The sequence below is a fragment of the Microcoleus sp. w1-18aA5 genome, assembly GCF_036701705.1.
In the GTDB taxonomy this organism is placed as follows: domain Bacteria; phylum Cyanobacteriota; class Cyanobacteriia; order Cyanobacteriales; family Microcoleaceae; genus Microcoleus.
On sequence record NZ_JAUPTE010000049.1, the window covers coordinates 1 to 24,349 of the forward strand.

Sequence of the window (24,349 nt, forward strand, 5' to 3'; positions counted from 1 at the left end):
CCTTATTCTCTCCCGGCGCGGTGGCTTTAGTTCTTCTCAAAGCCACCGTTCTCATCTTTATTTAGTCTAAAGTACAGCAAAAAAGAGTAATCTAAAAATTTCCCGACTATGACTTACGCACTCCGCCAAAGAAACCCGGTTTTTTAGGGAATCTGCTGATTCTAACAAAGTATTTTCGTAAAAAACCCAGTTCCTGAGCACCCATGCGTAAGTCCAATTTAATTGTTAGTTTCAAAAAGCAATTGCACGATCGCTCCGCATTCCAATTTTAATACAGATTGAGCGCTGCCGCCATTAACGGCAATTTCTACCCAACCGTCAGAACCAGTTATGGCAATTAAATCGCCCGTTTTGCTTTCGCTGTAGGTTTTACCGCTGGGGATGCGAAGTGCATCAGAACTCTTGCTAATTGTCAATGACCAATTGTTACCTAGAATGCAATTATTGGGGATATTAGTAATTAGATTGCCGAAGCGATCGACATATTGGATGCTGCCTTCTAAACCTGTGGCTGTAACCGCACAATTTGGTATCTCTAACTGTACTAAACTTGCAGGGTCGAGATTTTCCCCCAACTCTTCCAACGCCACCCCATTCGCCAAGTGAGCGCCCGCAGCAGCGAAAATATCGCGACCGTGGAAAGTGCTGCTGGGTTGAGGCGATCGCCAGTATTGAGAATTCGTGAGTTCGACAGAGGCGATCGCACTTTCCCGAATCAACACCCCGCTAAACAACCCGTTATCCGGCCCGACAAGAAAGCAATTAGCACATTTAATCGCCACCGGGCGCCTCTTGCTTCCCACCCCCGGATCGACGACAGCAACGTGTACGGTTTCCGGCGGAAAATAAGCAAAAGCAGTCATCAAACAAAACCTCGCGGCCGCAATATTTTGAGATGGTATTTGGTGCGTAATGTCAATGACTTTTAACTGCGGGTTAATTTGGGCGATCGCACCTTTCATCACTCCCACATAAACATCGCTTAATCCAAAATCCGTCAGCAGAGTTATAATTCTATTTTTAGACATATATCCAAAAGTAAAAATATGGTATCACAATGGGAAAACTTTCTGCAAAACTTGGGAGAATGGCACGGTTCTTTTACCCAGTTATCGCCACGAGGAGAGGTACTTCAAGATACTCCTAGCATTATTTCTCTCGAAGGTTTCAATGACAACAAAACAGTGCGATTGAAACTCCGTCGTTTTTCCCCAAATCCTAGCGGTGTCGGCGAACCGGAAGTGAGCGAACTTGTTCGAGAATATCAAACTTTGGGACGAGATATCCTATTTTTTGAAAATGGAGCTTTTTCTCAGGGTACTATTCAACTAGCGCCTTATTCTGAGTGCGGTGCCGAGTTTGGTTTTATCTACAATTATCGTCGGTTGCGCTTCCCTATGATCTACAATACCGACGGCAATTTATCCAAACTTACCTTAATTCGGGAAAAACAGCCGGATAAAAATGTCCCCGAACGTCCGCCTTTAACTGTTGAAGATTTGCTCGGAGAGTGGCAGGGCGAGGCCGTGACAATGTATCCAGATTCGCGTTCTCCTGACTTTTATTCTACCAATTTACAATTGCATTTGGAAAGTAGCGATCGCCTAGTGCAGAAAATTACTTTTGGCAGTAATGCTACTGTTATCAGTTCTAGCGCCAGCATTGACGGTTCTGTATTAAATTTTAACAAAGGTGCTATGCCCGTGCAAGTTGTGCTGCTTCCTGACGGTGGTTCTTGCACTTTACCTGTCAAGATTGAATCCAGAAAACCTATATTTTTCGAGGCTGGTTGGTTGGTAGAACCTGACTTGCGGTTTCGGATGATTCGCAGTTACAACGATCGGGGTGAATGGGTAAGTTTGACTTTAGTTACTGAACGAAAAGTTAGTCATTAATTCCGAGCAGTTGTTGAGGATTAAGATTGAGTATTTTGCCCAGACAAGATGCCCGCCCCACCATAAAATTGATATATTGTGGAACGGGCATCTTGCCCGTTCTAACAATAGTACAAGATATCAGCACTACAAACATTTTTCCAATTTAGGAACCGGATTTTGTTTCCTGTGTTTGGGATTGAATCACCGCACTCCAGTCATCATTGTTAACAGCAGCTTCCAAATCCTTAGCCTGTTCGCCATCACTTTTGGCGGCTGTTTCTAACTCTTTGGTAAGAGTGGAATCTGCCATTGCTTTGCGTAATTTTAGCTTTTTTTCTTCATAAGCTTTTTGTTCCTCAGCAGACATAGCAGCGCGCGCAGCTTGACCTACCGTAGCCGCCCACATTTCGCTTTCAGCACCGTTTCCAGGCGGAATGCTGCCAATTTCTGCTATCCAAGCATCCCGCAAACTTTCCATTTCTTCCCGCTTTGGGAATTTGAAAGTTTGCACACGCAGAAAAGCGCAATTTTCAACGCCATTTTGGGCAATGTGACCGTTGATCGAAAGCAGGATATTTCGCGAATAACCTATAAACTGAGTGTTGCGGGAAGTGTCCATTACAGCGTAAACGCCGGCGACTTTCGCGTTAGTTGCCAAATCGCGCCATGTATCGATCGACATTACTTGCGTGCCGTCATTTTCTAATTCAGAAATAGTCGCTGCTGCGCTGTGTTCTGAGTCGGAACTGTATAAAAAGTTGTGCAGTCCTTCATGGGCGACAGGTACGTTTTGATGTTCAATTGCTACGTCTCGATCGGCATTCACTTGATTAGCTTCCATAAAACCCAATTCCTCAAAAAATGTCAACTTTACTCATTAAATCCCGCTTTCAGGGGCGGGCAAGATGCCCACCCCACAATAAAGTTCTCTTTGTGGAACAGGCATCTCGCCTGTTCTATTGTTTTTTTGCCCTTATCTACTTAACTTACGGCAATTTGTTGCAATTCCTCGTCAGTCAATTTAACTTCGAGCGCCTGCACAGAGTCCTCAATACTCGATACTTTGGTCGCACCGGGAATCGGAACGACGCAGGGCGATTGAGCCATCAACCAAGCTAATACTATACAATAAACTGAAACGTTTTTTTCTGCAGCTAATTTGGCGATCGCGGGCATATCTTGCAAGCTTGTGGCGCGACGGCTTCCTCCTAAAGGACTCCAAGGAAAAAATGTCAGTTTTTCGGTTTCGCAATATTCCAGTACGCCGTCTGATTCTGGCTGTCTGTGCCACGGATTATATTGATTCTGAACAGAGACAATTTCTACTGTATCGCGGGCGCGTTTGATCTGCTCTACAGAAAAGTTGGAAACTCCAATAAACCGAATCATTCCTGCTTCTACGGCTTCTTTTGCGGGTGCTAGGGCTGCTTCGATGGTATAAGCGGGATCGGGCGAGTGATATTGCCAAAGGTCGATCGGTTCCTTGCCGCCTAATGCTTCAAAACTTTCCCGAATTGTCTTGCGTAAATGATGGGGATTGCCGTTGCGCGTCCACGCACCTTGAGGCCGCATTAAGCCACCTTTAGTGGCCACTGTAACGGCCCTAACATCTCCGCTATACTGTTCCAAAGCTTTGGCAATCAGGTGTTCGTTGTGGTGTTTGTCGGATTGATCTTGGCAGTAGGAATCTGCGGTGTCAATTAGGGTGACACCCAAATCGAGGGCGCGGTGAATTACCGCAATTGATTGCGATTCTGGCGGCCGGCCGCTTAAGGACATTGGCATACCTCCAAGACCGATCGCGCTGATAGTAAAATTACTGTTACCCAGTTTTTTTCTTTTCATTGGTTTGCCTGCGTTTGCGTGGTTTATTTCCAGTTTACATTTCCAGGATAGGTTGAAATATTACATTTATTTAACTATCTAAGTAAATAGAGTAAAATATTTTTTAGATAAGCTGTTTTGCCTTGAAAATGTAGATTTCACTTTCCTATTCCCGTGTCAAATTCTCTCCCTCTCAAACCTAATAAACAATCTAGATGTGCAGCAGTTTACCTACCTACTTAACTAGCTGGAAGCGCTGGTGTAAAAGCGGAGGGCAAATTGCCAGAAGTAGCGGGAGAAAAATAACAGCCCGATCGCCAATATTCCCGCCCCTGCGATCCAAACGATCTCACCTCTCCCCAGCATGGCTTCTGCAGGCACCGTCGTCAAGAAGGCAACGGGAACTACGAAAGTGAAGAAAAATCGATAAGCTGCAGGATAAGCTGCCATGGGAAATCTACCCGCTTCTAACAATCCTTCGAGAACTTCGGTAACATTGTAAATTTTGACAAACCAAATGCTGGTTGCCCCTAACATAAACCATATACTGTAAAGAGTAATAGTTCCGAATAACAGCGGTATTGCTGTTAAAAAATAGTTGCCGATTGCTACTCCCAATTTGTTAGCAGCATACAGCAGCAATACTGTTCCCAAGATTAAATCTGGGATTCCCCAAGGCGAAACTGTGTTTGCAGATAGCCAGAATTGGGAACTGATGGGTTTGAGGAGTACGAAATCGAGAGTACCTTGCTGGACTCGATCGACAATACGGCTGAGATTAGGTGCGAGAAACGTTGACGAAAACCCCTGCAAAATGGTGAAAATACCGAGTACAACTAAGGCTTCTTCCCATTTCCACCCAGAAAACGTGTAACCGGTACGGTAGAACAAAAATAGCCCAAACAAGCTGCCCGCAAGATTTCCGAGGCTGCTGATGGCCGCGAGGACAAAGTTGATTCGGTATTCTAGTTCGGCTGCGATCGCCGCACCCCAGAACAATTTCAGTACGTGCAAATATCGTCCCATGTTTGTCGCCATTTTTTGCCGTGTAAATACTTAAATTTCCATATTGTAAAGCTTGTGTGAAGTTAACTGCTGTAATGGCTGCTCATTTCACTATAACAATAAATTATTGATACTGTTTGCGTAAGTAATTTTACTGAGGACTAATATTAAGTTATTTAACACAATTTAAACAAAAACTAAAATTATTAAATTAAGTCAATCTTAAACCCCTATATTTTGGCAATTATTAAGCATCGTTCATGTTTGGAGACAAAAATCTGCTTAATTAATTGGAAATACTAATATGTTACAAGTTTTAATATTATAAATATTTGACAAACATCTAGCCATACCCAAACTAAACACTTAGGATGGGGCATACGTACTCAAAAGGAATACGCAATCAAAAATACGTAATCATACGTACAAAAGAGGGAGCGAGAAATTGACTTAAGTAACAACACGTAAGGAAAAAAAGACATGGATGCTTTAACATTATCGAGACTGGGCGTCAAGCACACCAAGAGTGCAGTGGCCGAATCGCTGCGGATCAATACAGGATACGACGTGACAAGCCCAGTCACTTTTTACGGGATTGTCAACGAGCGCTGCAATGTAAAATGCCGGCAGTGCGAGTATTGGCGGCTCAAAGAATATAAAGACGAAATGACGATCGAAGAATGGCAAAATGCCCTCTTGAGCGTCAAAGAATTTGTGGGCGAATTTTCAATCAACTTTAGTGGCGGCGAACCTTATATTAAAAAAGGTTTTCTAGACTTACTTGCCTTTGCGAATAAAAATGGCATTCACGCCGGCGTCACCACCAACGGCTATTGCATGACCAGGGAAAACGCAGCCAAAACTGTCGCTGCTCGTCCTTTTAATGTGAATATGTCAGTTGACGGGCCGAATGCAGAACTGCACGATTATTTGCGGGGTCAACCGGGATTGTTCGATCGGCTTTCTAAAGGAATCGGTTATCTGCGCGAAGAACAAGAAAAACAGAACGTCCTGTTTCCGATCAACGTCAAACCGACAATGAACCGACTCAATTTCCGCCACCTCCCTGAAATAGTCACCTGGGTTCAGGGCATTGGGGCGACGACGGTGAACTTCCAACCAGTCAACCGCTGGACGCCAGAAACATACGAGGAATTGTGGATTGAAAAAGAAGACATCGAGGAATTTGCACAAGTAATCGAGCGCCTAATTGAAATGAAGAACAACGGTGCTCCGATTATGAACAGCGATGAAGTGTTGCGATTGATGATTCCTCACTTTGCCGAAGAAAAAGCTCCTGATTCAACTCGTCCTTGCCGCGTTGGACTGCGAAATTACTGGATTGATACGCGCGGCGATGTGAAATTGTGTGATGAGTTCCCGGTAATTGGTAATGTAAAAAATGCCAGCGCCCGCGAAATTTGGTACGGCGAAAAAGCTCAGGAAGTCCGCCGCGATACTTTGAATTGCGGCAAGCTTTGTCTGATTACCTGTGTTTCACAAAAGACGATTTTGGACAAGGTAAAAATGGGGTTAAAATTATTAAAAAATTGAGGTTGGATCAGTGTTAATATTGCTTGTATTCATAGTGACCGGGTTTGAGCAGAAACCCGGTTTTTTGTTTGATGAATTGTATTCACGTCCGGTTTTGCTAAAAAACATGGCAATGCCGTTTCTTGTTGACGAATACAATGTTTTGTATCAGTCTTGGTCAAATATATTATTGCCCCTTAAACAATAACCGATTGGTTGGCGATACCTTATGTCAAGAATATTATAAATCTGTTGGAGCTTTAAGTTGGTTCTCAAACTAACTCAAATTAGGGACTATTATTAAAATTAAAACTTTTCCCCAATTCAATAAATTAAATTATTTCTCGTAATTGTAAAAAAATGGATATGTCGCAACTACGGACAAGAATCAATCTACAACAAGTGATGTACACAAAGTGTGTGCCATTCGTTGAAATAACGACTAATTTCAGAGAGATAAAGCAATTAGCAGGGATATAGTCTTGGCAGTGTCGTAAAGCTCGGATTCAAAGAAATCATGTTGCTTCTTGCGCTTTACTCGTGTAGGCTTTGCGCTAACAAGTTTAGCCGATCAAGCGGGTCAAACAATTTATCAAATTAAACACTGTAATGCTGTCAAGTTATTTAATTTGTCAACTAAAACGTCCCAATGCTCATATGTTTATTGTCTAATTGTTTGGTGCATGGTGCGAGGCTCACTTGGGACAGTTGCCTAAGTCCTGAATAGGTTTGACGCGCTACTTATCGGGGTAAGGCGCCCACTGCAAACCTGCAATATAGATGTTCTGCCCAAGTCTTGAACAACTTTATGAAAAAAAACCCGCCTGCGCGGGCTTTTTTTGTGTCGCCAGTGGTTTTAAACTCTCGGGATTTGCTCGCAGTTTGCTTAAAGCGATCGATAAACGCGATAGTTAATTTCAGGGAAAATATTATCAATCTCCTCAACCTTCTCCAACCAACCCGAATCAACTTTCCCTTCTTTCACTTCATCGTAAAGTTTATGAAAGCGCATTAAGTGCGATCGAGTCCGCCGCACTGCATAGGGCACCATCGTCCCTGTACGCATGATAAATGCCCAGTCAGAAGATTGAGCTAGCAGCACTTCCCGCGCCGCCTGGTTCAAAGCACGATATTGCAACTCATCTTCCGGTTCCATACTTCCCAACTCAATCATCCGTTCCGCAGCCTTGTGCAAATGCGGGTAAATCCAAGCATTCGTCTCATTCAACCAATACTCGTGGAAACCCCGGAAACCCCAACTCGACTGAGACGGGCGGCACACTTGCTGAGTCGGATTTCCCCGCAAATAATCGGCTAAGTGCGTCATCTCGTAGGTATTTTGGTCGTACCAACTCTTGCGGAACAGGTAATCTAAGAACCAAGGCCCTTCGTACCACCAGTGACCGAAAAGTTCGGCGTCGTAAGGCGAAACAATAATCGGCGGACGCTGCATAATGCCGTTGAGGTGTTCGACTTGGCGTTCGCGGTTGAAAGCAAAGTTGCTGGCGTGTTCCGCTGCTTTTTCCCTTGCCCAGTAAGGATCGTACAACTGTTTATCGCCTAAACCCAATCCGCGACCGGTGATTTTGTGATATTTAATCCCGGTATTTTTCCGCTGGCCGTTGGGCATGATGTAGGGCTTAATGTAATCGTAGTCAGCTTCCCAGCCCAAATCTTTGTAGAATTCGCGGTATTCGGCGGCGCCGGGATAGCCGACTTCGGAAGACCAAACCTGCTGCGAGGATTCGTGATCCCGGCCGAAGGCTGCTACTCCGCATTCGGTGAAAATTGGGGCGTAGCTGCCGTAGCGGGGACGCGGGCGGGCGTAGAGGATGCCGTGACCGTCTGTAAGAAAGTAGCGGAGGCCGGCGTCGGCTAACATCCGTTCTAAGCCTTCATAGTAGGCGCATTCGGGCAGCCAAATACCTTTTGGTCGGCGGCCGAAGTTTGCTTCGTAGTTGTCGCAAGCTACTTGAATTTGTGCCCAAACTGCTTCGGGGTACATTTTCATCAGCGGTAGGTAGCCGTGGGTGGCGCCGCAGGTGATGATTTCGAGGTTGTTGGTATCTTGGTGTTCTTTGAAGGCTTTGACTAAATCTCGATCGTACTTTTCCCAAAAGTTGCGGACTTGAGAGAAATGGGCGGCGTAATGTTCTGCCAAATAGCGGAGGTGACCATTTCCGCTATTGTGCTCGATTTCGAGATCCGCTAATTCTTCGAGTTTAGCTAAGTGGTCGTCGAAGCGGTCTTGCAGCAAGGGGTCGCGCAGCATGGCAACCAATGGCGGCGTCATGCTCATGGTAATTTTAAAGTCGATGCCGTCGCGCTTGAGCCCTTCAAAGACTTGCAGCAGGGGAATGTAGGTTTCCGCGATCGCCTCAAACAGCCATTCTTCTTCTAAAACGTAGTCGCTTTCGGGGTGGCGGACAAAGGGCAAGTGGGCGTGGAGAACGAGTGCGAGGTAGCCAATAGTCATAAAAAAATTTGGTAAGTGGGAAACGAGCGTGTCTTTAGACCGCTCGTGGGAAACGGCTAGGCGGTTTCAACCGCCGTGAATCTTTCCATTACACGGGGATTGCTAGATGGGAGTGTACTTTTGTAATGTACTTTCAGTGGGACAATTACCACATCCAACCTCGCAACCGGCGATCGCATAATGTTCGCTCCTTTATGAGCCTCTATGAGAGGGGTAATGTTAGCTTGCGCCTGAGTTAAGAGCCGATACTATATCTAGGAAACTGATTTAACCCAATAAGTCTGTTTAATCCTAAATTTCGCTTGGCAAGGAACTAGCGAGAGCATTCCCTGGTAGGCCTTTAACTCTTACCGTTAACGTAGTACGCAGGTACGCCTCTGGTCAACTATGGTTTAAGTCTTAGGCCCGAAGCAAGAAGCGTATCTAGAGACCGGGGTCATTGACATTGATTTGGATGCCGTAGTTATTAACTGACGCCAGTTAGGCACAGCTTTAAAATATTTTAAGATTTTATGCTGAAACGGGACTCACAAAATGCCGTGTTTTTTTAATGGCCTTTCTCTAACAAACTAAATGTCAGCAAATTCTGATTTTCTGCTTGCTGTCGGATTAGGGTTGCTGCTGTTTGAGAGTCTACTGGCTTTGAGAAAAAGAATCCCTGGGCGTACTCACATTTTAACCCTTTTAGTATAGATAGTTGCGAGGCTTCTTCGACTCCTTCGGCTACTACATCCATGCCTAAATTGTGGGATAAAGTAACGATCGACCGCACAATTTCTGTCGGATCAATGCCTCCTTTACTGAAATCGAACTCACCTCCCATCCTGCTAACAAAAGAGCGGTCTATTTTTAAGGTATTGGTGGGGAAGCGGTGCAGGTAGGAGAGCGAGGAATAGCCGGTGCCGAAGTCGTCAATACACAAGTGTATGTTTCGGGTTCTGAGCTGCACCAGCATTGCTGTTACTGATTCGGAATTTTCTATGAGTACGCTTTCGGTAATTTCTAGTTTTAAACTGCTGCCGTCGAGGTGAGTTTCTGCGAGAACTTGGTCGATGTATTCGATTAAATCGGGCTGAGAAAACTGTTTGACAGAAATGTTGACGCTAACGCTTAAGGGGGGATTGCTGGGAAATAGCTGCTGCCACTGGCGGATTTGGTGGCAAGCTGTGCGGAGTACCCAGCGGCCCAGCGGTACGATCAAGCCGGTTTCTTCGGCGATGGTGATGAATTCACCGGGGGAAACTAAGCCACGTTCTGGATGCTGCCAGCGCACTAGGGCCTCAAAACTGGTAATTGTGTTGTTGGCGATCGACACGATCGGCTGGTAGTGAATAATAAACTGGGGCGCTGGGGATAAGGGAGGTAAGGCTGATTCGGGGGAGGAGGGAAAGTCTTCTTCTCTGATCGGTTCTCTAATTGATTCGATCGCCCGCCGCAGGTCGTTTTCTAGCTGCAATAGCCGCAAAGCGTGGGCGTGCATGGAACTGTTGAAAACTTCGTGTCGGGATCGGCCGAGTTCTTTGGCGCGGTACATTGCTGTGTCGGCGTCGCGCAGCAGGGTTGTCGGTTCCACGTATTCGCCAGAACTCAAAGCTATGCCGATGCTGGCGGTGATAAATACTTCGTGTCCGTCTAGAAGGATAGGGGAGGTGATTTTCTTTTGCAGACGGTTGACAATGGTGGTAGCTTCATTGATGCCCTCGATGTCTTCTAACAACAGCACAAACTCGTCTCCTCCAAGGCGAGCCACTGTATCTCCGACCCTCAGACAAGCTTCCAGACGCCGCGCGATCGATACTAGCAGTTGATCGCCGATGGCGTGGCCGAGGGAATCGTTGACTACTTTAAATCTATCTAAATCGAGAAACAGCACGGCAAACAAGTAGTCTTTGCGCCGTTTTGCCATCCTCAGAGCGTGTTCGAGCCGATCGGTAAATAGCGATCGGTTGGGCAATCCGGTGAGGGCGTCGTGAAAAGCATCGTGCAGCAGTTGTTCTTCGGCGAGTTTGCGCTGAGTGATGTCGTGACAGTTAATCACGATTCCCTTGACTGCGGGATCGTACAGCAAGTTGGTGGCTACAGCTTCTACATAACACCAGGAACCGTTGCGGTGGCGGACTCGGTACTCAACTGGGCACTGGCTTCTTTTGGGGTTTTCAATGGCTTTGTGGAGGGTTTCGGTGATCGTGGCGCTGTCGTCGGGGTGAACTATTTCTAAGGCGCTGCGGCCGATCGCCTGGTGGGGTGCGTATCCTAAAATTCGCTTGACGGAAGGGCTGATGTAGCGGAAGATTCCTTCGGCGTCGAGAATGATCGTGATGTCTGTGGCATTTTCAATCAGCGAGCGAAATCGCTGTTCGCTTTGGCGCAGTGCTGATTCTGCTTGTTTGCGATCGCTGATGTCGAGGGCTACTCCGTCTATAATTACGTCGCCGTTTTCGTTTTTGGAAAATTTAGCGCTGTCTTGAACCCACTTGACCTCCCCAGATCTCAGAACGATGCGGTACTGGCGATCGCACGGCAAAAGACTCGCTCTCGATGATGCTACGAGGCTGTCAGACGAGCTTTTGTCCTCTGGATGGATGATTTCGGTCAAGAGTTCCGGGTGCAAAATCACTTCTTCAGCCCCGAACCCAGTAACTTCGCGCACGCCCGGACTGATGTAGGGCATGGAGATTGTGCCATCGGAATGCAGCACGGTGCGGTAGACTGAGCCGGGAATGTTGGCTGCCATTGTGGCTAGCTGCTGCTGGATGCCGCAGACTGCTGCTTCGGCGCGCTTGCGTTCTGCAAGTTCGGTTTGGGCTTGTTGGTAGAGTTCGGCTTGGTGGATCGCGATCGCGCACTGATCGGCTATGGCTGTGAGTAGGGAGAGTTCTTCGACGGTCCAAGAGCGCGCCCGATCGCACTGATAGAGGCTAATTCCTCCCAAAAATGACTCCTGGTAGAGCAGTGGGGCGATCGCGACGGAGCGAAACCCTACCAACTGTGCGGATTCTTGCAGCGACGGGCACAGTGTCGATAACTCGTCGATGATCAGGGTTTCCCCAGCCGCGAGATCGGATCGGTAGTGCTCAGCCACTTTGCAATTTAGCCCGACGAACCGTTCTCTGTTGGATGCTTTGCTGATGTAGCGAACTCTGATTCCGCCTTCAGCATCTGGCTGCAAGATGGCGCAGGCGGTGATTTCGAGAGCTTCGTGCAGTTGATCTGCTGTGGTTTGCAGCACTTCGTCGAGTACAAGGGTGAAGCGCATGGCTTGGAGGATGCGGTTGACGATCGCTTCTCGCTGAGCTTGCCGCTGAATTTGGGCGATCGCTTCTTGTTGCTGGCGCCGCATTTTGTATTCTTGGAGCGATCGTTCTAAGACTGTTGGCAACCTAAACAGCCGCCCTTTTAATACGTAATCTGTCATTCCGGCTTTGAGGCACTCAACTGCCGCTTCTTCTCCCAAACTTCCCGTTACTAAAATCAAGGGTATGTCTTGCCCTAATTCCTGCATTAATTTCAACACTTCTAAACCGTTGAAGCCTGGGAGGCGGTAATCTGAGAGTACAGCATCGTACTTGCAATTCTCCAGCAGTTTTCTGCACTCTGTTGCTGTTTCTGCCATGTCGCACTTAAAATTTACCCCCCCCGATTCTAAGGCGAGCACTATTAATTCCATATCTTCTGCCATGTCTTCGATAATCAACAATTTTAATGTTGATTCCGCTACCATTTTTAGTAGATAGTTGGTCTGATTTATATCTAACATAAGGTATTCGGGAGGTTTTCAATTGGTTATTCGTGTTTTTGCTAGTAATTTTTTAGACTGAGTTTGGTTATTAATTTTATCTCGATATTTTTAGCAAAATCAATTATATACTCTACTCGCAAGACCTTTATTTAGCATCGGTAGTCGAGGGCTGACCGAACCCATTGGGGATCATCCCAATTTTTCAAAGAGCGTTTTTTAGGAGTACGAGCATCTTGCACCGCTAAGCCTAGCTCTTTCGCTTTCATTCCTGACAGTGAACACTTCTGTCACACCACAATTCGGATGCTCTCACCGATTGTGACTTATTTAAGTGTATAAGAGTTTTAAATTTTGAATTTAAAACTCTTATACACTTAACTTATGAATCTATATTACCGTTTGAGATTGTTTGCGCTAGTTTAAAGTAAAACGTGGCTCCTTGACTAGGTAGGCTTTCGGCCCAAACCGTGCCGCCGTGGCGGTGAATAATCCGCTGGACGATCGCCAAACCGATGCCCGTACCTTCAAATTCTCTCTGGGAGTGCAGCCTCTGAAAGGCTCCAAACAGGCGATCGGCGTATTCCATCGGAAAACCCACCCCGTTATCCTTGACAAAAATCGTCCCATCCGGTAGACCCTCAATAACTATTGTAGCCGGAGTGCGTCCGCGGCTGAACTTGACGGCGTTGCTAATCAAGTTGCTGAACACTTGTTGCAACAAGGTTGGATCTCCCATTACTGTCGGCAAATCTCCGACGGCAAATTCAACGCTGTGGGGAGTTTGGGCCGGATCGGCGACGGCTGGGGGTTTAGTCAATTTAATCGCATTTTGTACCAAACGGCTCAGATCGATCGGAATTTGCCTCAACTCGGTGCGACTCACCCGCGACAGGGCGAGCAAACCGTCAATCAACAGGCTCATTTTTTGGCTGCTGTCTTCAATTACTTCCATATAGTGAACTATTTTGCGATCGCTCAAAGCCTCAGTTAACTCTAGCCGCTGTTTCAACGCTTCTACAAAACCTGAAATATGTCGCAAAGGTGCACGCAAGTCGTGGGAAACTGAGTAAGAAAAAGATTCTAATTCTTGATTGGCAGCTTCTAATTGCTCTGTGCGTTCTGACAAAGCTTGTTTTGTCTCTACCAACTCAGTGATATCGCGAGAAGTACCAATTAAAGCATAAACCTTGCCTTCTATATTTCTGAGGGGAATTTTAAAAGTATCGTAGTAAGTCGTCTCGCCAGCCATCACAAATTTATCCTGCAAGTGCATAGTTTCGCCTGTTTCAAATACCTGCGAATTTTCCCTACAAAATTGTGCGGATCTGCCTGGGGAAAAACATTCAAAAATAGTTTTGCCCTGCATCTCTTTCCTGCTATTTAATCCAGCAGTTTGGGCAACCGATTGATTGACAAAAGACAGTCGCATATTCTCGCGATTTACCACAAAAATGTGATCGGGCAAAGCATCAAAAAACGTCTCTAATTCTGCGGTACGCTGAGCGACTTGAGCTTCTAAAGTTTCGTTGAGTTCTTTGAGTTTAAACTCTACTCGTTTGCGTTCGGTGATATCTTGACCAATTCCGATACAACTGCCGTCTGAAAGACGAACATTTGCCCAAGAAGTGTCGATAATTCGCCCGTCTCTAACTTGTGTTTTGAAGTCGCTCCACTTCTGATTTGCTGCTTGGATTTCATCCCAAACATATTGACGGTATTCTGGCTGCGGATAAAATTCTGCCAAGATATCACGGTTTTTGATTTCTGCCAAACTCCAGCCTAGCACTTGTTCCCAGTGGCTGTTGACCCAGTTTATTTCACCATTTTTATCTAAGAAAGCGAGCATGATCGGCACGTTGTCGAAGATAGTTTGCAGCAGTTCTTTTTGCTGTTTTAATGATTCTTCGGCTTGTTTGCGATCGCTGATGTCGAGTACGGAACCGATAATTTGACTCATTTGTCCGTCGGGCGTTCTTTTGAAAATTGTAGAGCGATCGTGCACCCAGCGCCATTCCCCATTTTTGTGTTTAATTCTGTAGTCTCTGTCATCCGTTTCATAGGGATTGCTGCTGTATTTGAGTCGCTCCATACCTGTAATTAGCTTTAACATATCATCGGGATGAATTAAGCTAGCTAAAGCGTCTGTACCCAAATCTTGCAATTCTTCGGGAGTGTATCCCAGCATCGCTGTGACCGATTCATTTGCATAAATATTTTTGTTTTCTACTGCATCGTAAATGTAAAGAAAGTTAGGGATAGTTGTCAGGATACTCTCTAAAAGTTGTTGATGCTTTTGCAGTTCTGATTCTGCCTGCTTCCGCTCGCTTAAGTCCAGCACAAAACTGACGCCTAACTGCTTCGTTCCTTCTAAAAATGTGCTGCCCAGCAGCACCGGAACGCGGCTACCATCGGAGCGTATAAATTCTTTTTCAAAGGGGACAACAGTATTTCTAGCCTTCAGTTCGGCAACTTTTTCTGTATCTAAACGCACGTATTCTGGCGGTGTCATTTCTTGCCAGTTAATTTTTCCGGCAAGCAGCTCGTCCCGCGTATAATTTACCGTGTTTAAAAAAGCGGCGTTGGCATCTATAATGTGGCCGTTAAGATCCCAAAAAATTAAGCCGATCATATTAGAATCAACTATGGCTTTAAATTTGGATTCGCTTTTTCGCAACTGATCTTCGACTTGTTTTAGTTCTGTAATGTCACGGGAGATGGATAAAACTGTTTCTACTGAATTGCTTTCAGCAAACTCGGGAATGACTCGACAGTGGTAATATTTTATGCCCTCGGAAGTGGGAAACTCAAATTCTATAGTTTCTTGTTTGCCGCTACTAAAAACTTTTATAAAAGCCTCATCCCACAGGCTGCATAAGTGCGGTGGTATTCCTGATTCTTGGTTGGTTTTGCCAATCAAATTTTCGGCATTTTTTCCAAGAGTTGATTCTACTGCTGGGTTGATATAAAGGAGACGTAGTTTGCGATCGAACCGGGCGATAATATCGGTCGCATTTTCGGCGATGGCGCTGAAAGCTTGTTCGCGCCGATGCAGTTCTTCTTGAGCGCGCTGGAACTCGGTTATGTCTCTGGCAAATGAGAGAATTGAAACTACTGTTCCCGATTCATCGATGAGTGCAGAATTGTACCATTCGCAGTAAATTATCGAGCCATCTTTGGTATAGTTGCGGTTGCGGCAAACGTTGCGGGTTTCTCTGCTGTGTAACAGTTCATTTGTAGCGGCGCACACTTCCTCGAAGTCTTCTTGATAAACTATTGACCATTCGTGCCAGTATTTGCCGATTACTTCTGCTGCACTCCAGCCAAATATTTGTTCTGCCATTGGCGACCACCGCACTACCCGAAATTCTTTGTCCCACTCTACAACTGCCATTGGTAAGTTTTCTAGATGAAATTCCCGCCGCGAGTTGGCTTTTTTTATTTGAGTTTGAAGTTGCTGGCGGAGTTGCTTAGCCTCGGTCAAGCGATCGCTAATTTCCTGTGTGTTTGCTGAGCCGGCGTTGGCAAGGTGAGCAATGGTTTCTGCTGTTTGTTTTTCGAGTTCGTTCCAAGCGAGTTCGAGGGCTAATTCCGCCTGCTCTAGCTCAGTGATGCTGTTCTGAAACAGTTTGGCACTTTCAACTGGAATTTCAGGCATAGTTTTGACACTTAGGCAAGTGTTACTTTGAGAGTTCAAAATTAAAGCTTAAAAAATAAAAATATGTAATTTCCTGTTAAATTATACATTTTTAATTTTTAGTCTGTGCGTGGAGCCGATCGTTGGAAGCGGCGGGCGTTATTAAATACTGCCAGTCAAAGGATTTGGGGTGCAGATTGATCAGCAATTGTGGTGGATGGATCTAAAACTCTCCTGGATAAGGGAAGGGTGCGGGCAGGAGCAGGCGCTAAGTATATTTTTGCACAGAGTTGTTGTTTGGGGGCGATCAAAAGGAGAGCGGCGTGGCTGGGGGCGTGGGTCGATCGCGAATCTGTAGCAGGGCGTTGCCTATGCAGATATCCATTTGTCTCAACTAAACACGCTTTCCCCAAGTACGTCAGGGGTTTAAACCTGCCGAACTCAGGGTTTGACGCGCTTGTTGACACCAATGAAACCGCGCCTACCTCCAAATACTCTCCAATCACTTTGGTCAATAAAAAGCTAAAATAAAATCTAAAGTTATTCAGTCTTTTAAATTGCTTATGACTGCTTCTGCACCCTCTTCGATAAAAAACCGAACTCAGTACGAAGCCATTATCGGCCTCGAAACTCATTGTCAATTAAGTACCAATACTAAAATTTTCTCCAGTTCTTCTACAGAATTTGGCAATGCCCCAAATACTAACATTGACCCAATTTGTATGGGAATGCCGGGAGTTTTGCCCGTATTAAATCAAAAAGTGCTGGAGTATGCGGTGAAAGCAGGGCTGGCTCTCAACTGCGAAATCGCACCTTACAGTAAGTTTGACCGCAAGCAATATTTCTATCCCGATTTGCCGAAAAATTATCAAATTTCTCAGTTCGATTTGCCGATCGCTACTAACGGCTGGCTAGAAATTGAACTCGTGGATGAGACGGGAAATTCTACTAGAAAAAAAATCGGGATCACTCGCTTGCACATGGAGGAAGATGCCGGAAAATTGGTTCACGGCGGCAGCGATCGGCTCAGCGGTTCTACTTATTCAATGGTGGATTACAACCGCGCCGGTGTGCCTCTAATCGAAATTGTTTCGGAACCGGATTTGCGATCGGGCGCGGAAGCTGCCGAATACGGTCAAGAATTGCGCCGGATCGTGCGCTACATCGGTGTTGGCGACGGGAATATGCAGGAAGGTTCGCTCCGGTGCGACGTGAATATTTCGGTGCGCCCCGTGGGCAGAAAAGAGTTCGGCACGAAGGTGGAAATTAAAAATATGAACTCTTTTAATGCGATCGAACGGGCGATCGATTATGAGATCGAGCGGCAAATTCAAGCTGTGGAAAATGGCGAAACCATCATTCAAGAGACCCGGCTTTGGGATGAAAACAAGCAGTGTACTTTCAGTATGCGGGTTAAGGAAGGTGCGAGCGATTATCGGTATTTCCCGGAACCGGATTTGCCTCCGATCAAAGTTTCGGCCGAGCAATTGCAGGATTGGCAAGCTCAACTGCCAGAATTGCCGGCCCAAAAGCGCAATCGCTACGAAACTGAGCTCGGTCTTTCTCCCTACGACGCGCGGGTGCTGACTGACGACAAAGCGGTGGCGGAGTATTTTGAAAAATCGATCGCCGCCGGCGCTGTGGCTAAACAAGCTGCCAATTGGGTGATGGGCGATATTACTGCTTATCTGAAAAATGAAAAGCTGGCGATCGGAGAAATTCCTTTCCAACCGCAGGATTTAGCCGAACTGCTGGGGTTAATTGATGCCGGTACGATCAGTGGCAAAATCGCTAAGGATATTTTGCCGGAATTGCTGGCAAACGGTGGTTCGCCTCAGAAGTTTGTTGAAAGCAAGGGTTTGATTCAAATTTCGGATACGGGGGCGATCGAGCAAGCGATCGATGCCGTGTTGGCAGCCAATCCCAAGGAGCTGGAACAGTACCGAGCCGGTAAAACTAAGCTGCTGGGCTTTTTTGTCGGCAAGGTGATGAAGGAAACGGGCGGCCGCGCCGATCCCAAACTGACGAATGAGCTGCTGACGGCCAAGCTTAACGCCCCAGGCTAAGCAGTCGTTAAGGGGGTCGTGTAGCGGATACAGCAGCGGGCGATCGGTTTTTCCCGATCTCGCCCTTCTGGGGGGATCGTAACTTTATAATTAATCTACATTTCTTTACAACATCTTCACGTTTGGGGGTGACACCCCTCATCCCTATCATGTTATATTGTGTTATGTAGATGCACCCTGATGGCAGAGAGAGTTACTTAGGTAGCTCTCTCTTTTTTTGGTCTTTTTTTTTGCACGGACGTGAAAATACGGATCGGGGAGAGGGGGGTTGGCCATACCGATTCCCGATTACTGATTACCGATTAGCAATTACCGCTTTGAGTCGATTAATATCAACTTTAGTTATTAACTAATTTTGACATTATGAGCGAACAAGCTAGCGAGCTAATCAAGCAGGGGATTTCGCAATATCAGGCACGCCAATTTGAGGCGGCGCTGGGTTCTTGGCAGGAAGCGCTGGCGCTGTATCGCTCAATGGACGATAAGCGGCGATCGGGTGCCGCGCTGGGTAATATGGGCGTAGCTTACGAAGCGCTGGGAAATTATGCTCAGGCGATCGACTGCTACCAGCAGCATTTGCTGTTAGCGCGGGAAATTGGGGATCGCCGGGGCGAGGCGAATGCTTTGGGAAATTTGGGCAATGCTTGCTGTGCTCTTGAGGATTTTTCTGGTGCTATTGATTACCAGCAGCAGCGTTTGGCGATCGCGCGGGACACTGGCGACGGGCGCTCTGAGTTGGAAACTTTGGGCAATTTGGCGCTAGCTTACGATGCTAATGGAGATTTGCCTGGTGCGATCGAATGTTATCACGAGCAGTTGTCGCTCGCGCGCACCAGCAAGGACGATCGCATTGAGCGTAATGCTCTCAAGTATTTGAAGCTCGGTTACAAGTATTTAGCAGATTACGACAAGGCCGACGAGTACCGACAGCAGCAATTGGCGATCGTCCGGGAACTGTTTTTAATTGATAAAAATAAGAGTTTTGTACAACTTGCAGAAACAGTGGGTTTAAATCCGATTGAGGATTTTGCTGGAGCTAATTTAAGCGGTTTTGACTTGCACTACGCTGATTTTAACGGTGCGGATTTGCGCGAAACCAACCTCCGGGGAGCCGATTTGACTTTGGCCGATCTCAGCGGTGCTTTGCTGAGCGCTGCTATTTTAATTGATGCTAATTTGTGCAATGCTAATTTGCGGGATGCTGAACTCAGCAGCGCCAATTTGAGCGGTGCTGATATGCGGACAAAGCTGCCCCGTGCGAATTTGAGCGGTGCAAATTTAACCGGCGCAAATTTGAGCAGTGCTTATTTACCGAATGCGATTTTAGTAAATGCAAATTTGACAAATACTGATTTCAAAAATGCTGATTTAAGCGGTGTTAATTTGAGTGGTGCGAATTTAAAAGGTACTGATTTGAGCCGCGCTGATTTGAAAAATACGGTGGTGGAAAATGCGAAGTTTTTTGGTTGTGTGGGAATTTCGGAAGCCCTGAAGGTTGAATTAAGGGCACGGGGCGGGATTTTTGAGTAGAATGGGAAATGTTGGTAATTGTAGAGGGTAAGAAAAGCTATGACTGCCGTAACTGTAAAACGATTCTCGATCGCCGAATATCACCGTTTGGGAGAACTCGGATTTTTCGCCCCCGATGACCGAGTTGAATTGATTCGCGGAGAAATTATTATCATGGCTGCTAAAGGTACGTTTCACTCTGTTTGTAATTCGCTATTGCTTAAAAAATTGTACCCACTGCTGGAAGAACGAGCGATCGTGCGCGGTCAAGAGCCGATTATTTTGTCGGCTGATAGCGAACCAGAGCCTGATGTTGTTATTGCTCGCAATCGTTCTGATAATTATTTATCTTCTCACCCGGAGCCTCCTGATATTTTGCTAGTAATTGAGGTTTCCGATTCTACTTTGAAATACGACAGGATAACCAAGTTATCTCTCTATGCTGAATCGGGAATTTCTGATTATTGGATATTTAATTTGGTAGATACTCAACTGGAAATGCACAGCGAACCTTATCAGAAACAAAACGGGAGTTATAGTTATCAATTGCAACGAGTTGTTCTGCCAAATCAGACGGTGGTAATTCCGGGTTTGACCGAGTTGTCTCTAGATTTGTCTTCGGTATTTCCCGCGCAGAGTGGTGAGTAAAAAATCTGGCTCGATAGCAGATATTTTAACTCAGTAATTAAAGAGCGATCGAGCTTTTTTCGATGATATAATGTAAAAGTGCAAAGGAATGAAGCATAAAACTAGCACTATCATCCAAAACAATTTGGTTTCTGACCCCCGATTTATTCGCGGGAGAAATCTAAAATCTAAAATCTAAAATCAGATGACTGCTAAAACTCTCGCCCCACCCGAACAAATTGTCCAGCTATCGGGTATCAGTTGGCAAACCTACGAAAATTTGCTTGCCGAAATCGGCGATCGGCAAATTCGACTGACATATAATCGCGGCAATCTGGAAATTATGGTACCTTCTCCAGAACACGAACTTTACAAAAAAGTAATGGGTCGATTTGTTGAAACCCTAGCAGAAGAATTGGAACTCAACATTGCCCCCCGGGGTTCCACAACTTTCAAGCGTCCTGAACTTAGCGGTGTAGAACCTGATGAATGTTTTTACATCCAAAATGTTAGTGCAGTTAAAGGTAAAAAAAGAATCGACATGAATCAAGATCCGCCACCGGATTTAGTGGTAGAAATTGATATTACCAGTCGTTCCGAAAATAGTTTGCAGATTTATGCGGATCTGGGAGTGCCGGAAGTTTGGATTTATAATGGAGTGCGATTCAGAATCAACAGATTGGAAAATGGAGAATACGTTGAGTGCGAGATCAGTTTAGCATTTCCTAGCTTACCGATATTAGAGATTGTCAGATTTTTGGAACAAGCAGAAACAATGGACTATTTGGAATTAGTGAAAGCATTTCGGAATTGGGTAAAAAGCCACATTCAGCAAAACCAATAAAGGGCGGAGAAAATTAAACAAAATTTACAATTTTAACCACAAAAAAAAGTTGTGTTGTGATCAAATAGAGATGATAAACTAATTTAAATATCAATTACAGGCTGGTAGTGCCAGCAATTCTACCCGATATGCGATCGCTAGAGTCTCACAACAAATACCCAGATTGCTTGTGGATGCAATTAGAAGCAATTCCCGTTCCATCGGTTGCACCCCAAACCCAGCAGCTCGACATTCACTTGAGCCTGAATTTTAACGAGCATTGGGAACCCCTGCTAGGTGGTCGCGTCAAATTTGGTCTGCAAGGCGGGACGCTCAAACTCTATCTAGAAAACTGCGAAATACCCGTAGCATCACGTCAGTTAGTCGGTGCTTTCAAGCTTTTGCCAATAGGAGAAACCCTGCCCATTCAAAGCAGTGCAGAAATTTTAGTAAGCGAAAGTCAGCGGGGAGTTCAGGGTGGCGAGAATTTGGAAAAAATTAAGGAGACAGAGAGCATATTTTGTCACGTTTCCACAATCAGCGATGATACAAAGCCAGCTTGGATTTTTGCAGTAGAACAAGGCAAATCAGTATTAAAAGGTTTGCTAAAAAGTGCTAAGCTGGGAGAAATTACTGCCAAAGAATTTCGGATGGCGGCGGCTTTTGAAGTGACTAAAGAAGATATTTATCTCACAGATGCTGAGGGTTTGTGGCCGCACGAAATCACGCCCAATCAACATTCTGTTTTAGAAAGAATTCTGACTGCATACCTGCAAGCCAATAAACTCAAACCTGCTCTCAGTTGGGCGCTATTATCCTACAATTTGCCTCCGATTGAACAGCCTGAAGAGGAAAGTGTCCCGGAAGCTGAATCGGAATTGCAGGAAATGGTCGATCGCATTATTTCCGCTGAAACCGACAACTTTGTAGAGTTGGCAAAAATCGCTAATCTCAATCCAGCACTGGATTTCGCGGGTAGCAGCTTGCGCGGAACAACTTTAAGTGCAGTGGATTTTAGCAGCGCCAATCTCGATCGGGCAAATTTCCGGGGCGCAACCTTAAACGATGCCGATTTCAGCGACGCCAACCTACAAAATGCCAAATTCGGCGGTGCAGATTTGAGTGGCGCTTTCTTAGGAAATGCTGATTTAAGCGGCGCAGATTTGCACAAAGCAAGTCTAGCTTTAGCTAACCTCAGCGGTGCCAATTTGAGCGGCGCAAATCTGCTGGAAGTGAACTTAACAAATACTAATTTCAGTGGTGCAAATGTCGAGTCAGCCAGATTCGGGAATAATTCAGGAATCGATGAGGAGATGCAGGTGAATCTACAGCAGCGAGGCGCAATTTTTGAAGAGGTTTAGTGGGTAAGTGCGAGATCCCTTTTATCCATCCGCCTCCATCGTGGCACGGGCGTCCCGCCTGTGCGAGGGAATTTAACCTTTAAACTATCGCCTCTGAAGAAAGTTGCTTCTTAATCCTTAACTCTCTAACTAAATTTATAGAGAGCGATGAACCGTAGCTGTTAAGAGGGTAAACAGGCATTTCTTGCCAACACTGACGGCACAACCAGTATACTTGACTTTGGCGAACGTGACGCAGCATTTGATTCGTGCAGCAAGGACAGCTTGTCATAAAAACCTCTTTTTTATAGATGAAAGTGTATTTGTCTCTTGTTGCCAAGTGCTGTAAGCTGCGTAGAAGCAGCAACTCTATCAATGTAGAGGTAAAGTCTTAAGAATCCTGCATCTGCCATACCGGGGAGTGTCAATCATCCCATCCCAAAATCTCTGTCACTTTTCCCGGCAGGGTGGTGGCTTCAAATGGTTTGGGAATTACCCCAGCAACACCCATTTGGGCAAATTGAGCCATATCGGTTGACAGAACTCTTGCTGTCAGCAGAATCACTGGAATCGATCGAGTTATGGGATTGGATTGGAGACGATCGTACACAGCAAACCCATCCATTCCCGGCATTGATAAATCCAGCAAAATAGCATTAGGTCGTTCTGTTTGTAGGATTTGTAAACATTCTTCTCCTGATTCGGCCACCAGGGTGTCCCATCCCGCGAGGTCTTCCAGGCACATCTGTATCAGTTCGCGGAGGTGTTCTTGGTCATCAACGATGAGAATTTGTTTCCCTTTCATCTTGTTTTCGGGCAGGAGACTGCCATCATAATTAGCTACTTGTAAAGTGTTCATTTTATTTTGGTTGATTAGAAATCAATTTTTCGGTTGCCAATTGGGTCTCAAATATACATCTTTAAGCAATCGCTTAAAGATGTATATTTGAGAATTGAATCCGAACTTCGGATTGCTCAACTCTCAACTCTTTAGCAATCTGAAGTATTAAACCATCCTGGTCTATTTCAGCCGCATAGATTTCAGGATGTACGCGGTGGGGCAACGGAATGAGACTTTGAAATCCACTAGGAAGGAAATAACCTTCTACTACAGCCACTTCGGTAGGTTGACCTTGGATTAAAACAGTTTCTGGAGTGATTTGGAGATTCAATTTGACAATATCAATGTCAGAAATGTGAACTTTAAGGATAAGTGTTAAATCCTTTTCTTGAATTTTAATGGCTGTGCTCGGTGTTTCCTCTGTATGAGCAATCCAAAGTGTGGATTGCTGACAACCAGTGGGCAAACCGGAAAATGAACCTGCGAGCTCCTGATTTATATCATTCAAAGCCTGAAAAGCATTCATTGAGTCTCCTCCTAATGCAAAGAACTGTTAGCTGCATAACAGGAGACTAAATAGCAACGGTAAGGATTTGGTAAAGATTGGGTGATTGTTACAATAATTCACAAAAATGGTGAAAGTTATTCATCCCATCCCAAAATCTCTGCTACTTCTTCCGTCAGGGTGATTGGTTGGATCGGTTTGGCAATTACCCCAGCTACCGCCATTTGGGCAAATTTAGCCCGATCGCTGGGCAAAACTTTCGCTGTCAGCAGAATCACTGGAATCGATCGGGTAATCGGATCGGACTGGAGGATCTCGTACACGGCAAACCCATCCATTCCCGGCATAGATACATCCAGCAAAATAGCGTTGGGTTGTTCTATTTGCAGTATTTGTAAACATTCCTCTCCCGATCCTGCCCCCACTGTTTCCCATCCGCCTAAATCTTCTAAGCAGGCTTGCACAAGTTCCCGAAGGTGTTCTTCATCGTCAACAACTAGAATTTGTCTGTCTGTCATGGGATTTTGGATTGGAGATTTTGGATTTTGGA

Annotated in this window: 18 protein-coding genes; 7 read left to right on the plus strand and 11 right to left on the minus strand. The window is 45.6% G+C overall.

Annotation, left to right across the window (positions count from 1 at the left end; all coding sequences use genetic code 11):
* Nucleotides 1-218: 218 nt before the first annotated feature.
* The gene (locus tag Q5691_RS17795; RefSeq protein WP_333345985.1) at nucleotides 219-1,028 is read right to left on the minus strand and encodes an SAM-dependent chlorinase/fluorinase; all 810 of its coding nucleotides are present in this window, start codon (nucleotides 1,026-1,028) and stop codon (nucleotides 219-221) included.
* Nucleotides 1,029-1,046: 18 nt separating this feature from the next.
* Here Q5691_RS17795 and Q5691_RS17800 point away from each other — a divergent pair, with 18 nt between their 5' ends.
* Nucleotides 1,047-1,895, plus strand: coding sequence for a DUF3598 family protein (locus Q5691_RS17800; RefSeq protein ID WP_333345988.1), 849 nt, complete (start codon nucleotides 1,047-1,049; stop codon nucleotides 1,893-1,895).
* Between the two features lie 145 nt (nucleotides 1,896-2,040).
* Here the strand turns inward: Q5691_RS17800 and Q5691_RS17805 are convergent, their stop codons facing one another.
* From Q5691_RS17805 to Q5691_RS17815, 3 genes are all read right to left on the minus strand, one after another.
* Nucleotides 2,041-2,718, minus strand: coding sequence for a GIY-YIG nuclease family protein (locus tag Q5691_RS17805; RefSeq protein ID WP_333212272.1), 678 nt, complete (start codon nucleotides 2,716-2,718; stop codon nucleotides 2,041-2,043).
* A gap of 140 nt (nucleotides 2,719-2,858) precedes the next feature.
* A complete protein-coding gene (locus Q5691_RS17810) occupies nucleotides 2,859-3,722 on the minus strand; it encodes an aldo/keto reductase (RefSeq protein ID WP_333212270.1) in 864 nt (287 codons plus the stop codon).
* A 222-nt stretch (nucleotides 3,723-3,944) separates the two neighbouring features.
* Entirely contained in the window at nucleotides 3,945-4,727 is a 783-nt protein-coding gene (locus Q5691_RS17815; RefSeq protein ID WP_333212291.1) for an ABC transporter permease, read from the minus strand.
* Nucleotides 4,728-5,186: 459 nt separating this feature from the next.
* Between Q5691_RS17815 and Q5691_RS17820 the strand changes: the two genes are divergently transcribed.
* Nucleotides 5,187-6,260, plus strand: a complete 1,074-nt coding sequence (locus Q5691_RS17820) for a radical SAM protein (RefSeq protein ID WP_333345991.1) — start codon at nucleotides 5,187-5,189, stop codon at nucleotides 6,258-6,260.
* Nucleotides 6,261-7,125: 865 nt separating this feature from the next.
* Here the strand turns inward: Q5691_RS17820 and Q5691_RS17825 are convergent.
* The 3 genes from Q5691_RS17825 to Q5691_RS17835 form a co-directional block, all read right to left on the minus strand.
* A complete protein-coding gene (locus Q5691_RS17825) occupies nucleotides 7,126-8,715 on the minus strand; it encodes a glycoside hydrolase family 57 protein (RefSeq protein WP_333212257.1) in 1,590 nt (529 codons plus the stop codon).
* A gap of 547 nt (nucleotides 8,716-9,262) precedes the next feature.
* A complete protein-coding gene (locus tag Q5691_RS17830) occupies nucleotides 9,263-12,472 on the minus strand; it encodes an EAL domain-containing protein (RefSeq protein ID WP_333345994.1) in 3,210 nt (1,069 codons plus the stop codon).
* Between the two features lie 361 nt (nucleotides 12,473-12,833).
* The gene (locus tag Q5691_RS17835) at nucleotides 12,834-16,109 is read right to left on the minus strand and encodes a PAS domain S-box protein (protein WP_333345998.1); all 3,276 of its coding nucleotides are present in this window, start codon (nucleotides 16,107-16,109) and stop codon (nucleotides 12,834-12,836) included.
* A gap of 542 nt (nucleotides 16,110-16,651) precedes the next feature.
* On the opposite strand from Q5691_RS17835, the gene gatB reads away from it, so the two are divergent.
* The 5 genes from gatB (at nucleotide 16,652) to Q5691_RS17860 (ending at nucleotide 22,474) form a co-directional block, all read left to right on the plus strand.
* Nucleotides 16,652-18,154, plus strand: a complete 1,503-nt coding sequence (gatB, locus tag Q5691_RS17840; protein WP_333212251.1) for an Asp-tRNA(Asn)/Glu-tRNA(Gln) amidotransferase subunit GatB — start codon at nucleotides 16,652-16,654, stop codon at nucleotides 18,152-18,154.
* A 363-nt stretch (nucleotides 18,155-18,517) separates the two neighbouring features.
* Nucleotides 18,518-19,684, plus strand: a complete 1,167-nt coding sequence (locus Q5691_RS17845; protein ID WP_333212249.1) for a pentapeptide repeat-containing protein — start codon at nucleotides 18,518-18,520, stop codon at nucleotides 19,682-19,684.
* Between the two features lie 39 nt (nucleotides 19,685-19,723).
* Entirely contained in the window at nucleotides 19,724-20,311 is a 588-nt protein-coding gene (locus Q5691_RS17850) for a Uma2 family endonuclease (protein WP_333212247.1), read from the plus strand.
* 184 nt (nucleotides 20,312-20,495) lie between these two features.
* A complete protein-coding gene (locus Q5691_RS17855; protein WP_333212245.1) occupies nucleotides 20,496-21,134 on the plus strand; it encodes a Uma2 family endonuclease in 639 nt (212 codons plus the stop codon).
* A gap of 107 nt (nucleotides 21,135-21,241) precedes the next feature.
* The gene (locus Q5691_RS17860) at nucleotides 21,242-22,474 is read left to right on the plus strand and encodes a pentapeptide repeat-containing protein (RefSeq protein ID WP_333212243.1); all 1,233 of its coding nucleotides are present in this window, start codon (nucleotides 21,242-21,244) and stop codon (nucleotides 22,472-22,474) included.
* Nucleotides 22,475-22,553: 79 nt separating this feature from the next.
* On the opposite strand, the gene Q5691_RS17865 is transcribed toward Q5691_RS17860, so the two are convergent.
* The 4 genes from Q5691_RS17865 to Q5691_RS17880 form a co-directional block, all read right to left on the minus strand.
* Nucleotides 22,554-22,745, minus strand: a complete 192-nt coding sequence (locus tag Q5691_RS17865) for a hypothetical protein (protein ID WP_333212242.1) — start codon at nucleotides 22,743-22,745, stop codon at nucleotides 22,554-22,556.
* Nucleotides 22,746-22,877: 132 nt separating this feature from the next.
* Nucleotides 22,878-23,258: a response regulator gene (locus Q5691_RS17870; RefSeq protein WP_333212290.1), complete on the minus strand. Its 381-nt coding sequence runs from the start codon at nucleotides 23,256-23,258 to the stop codon at nucleotides 22,878-22,880.
* 127 nt (nucleotides 23,259-23,385) lie between these two features.
* Entirely contained in the window at nucleotides 23,386-23,820 is a 435-nt protein-coding gene (locus Q5691_RS17875) for a hypothetical protein (protein WP_333346001.1), read from the minus strand.
* A 116-nt stretch (nucleotides 23,821-23,936) separates the two neighbouring features.
* Nucleotides 23,937-24,317 (minus strand): response regulator, encoded by a 381-nt coding sequence (locus Q5691_RS17880; protein WP_333212238.1) that lies wholly within the window; start codon nucleotides 24,315-24,317, stop codon nucleotides 23,937-23,939.
* Nucleotides 24,318-24,349: the final 32 nt, after the last annotated feature.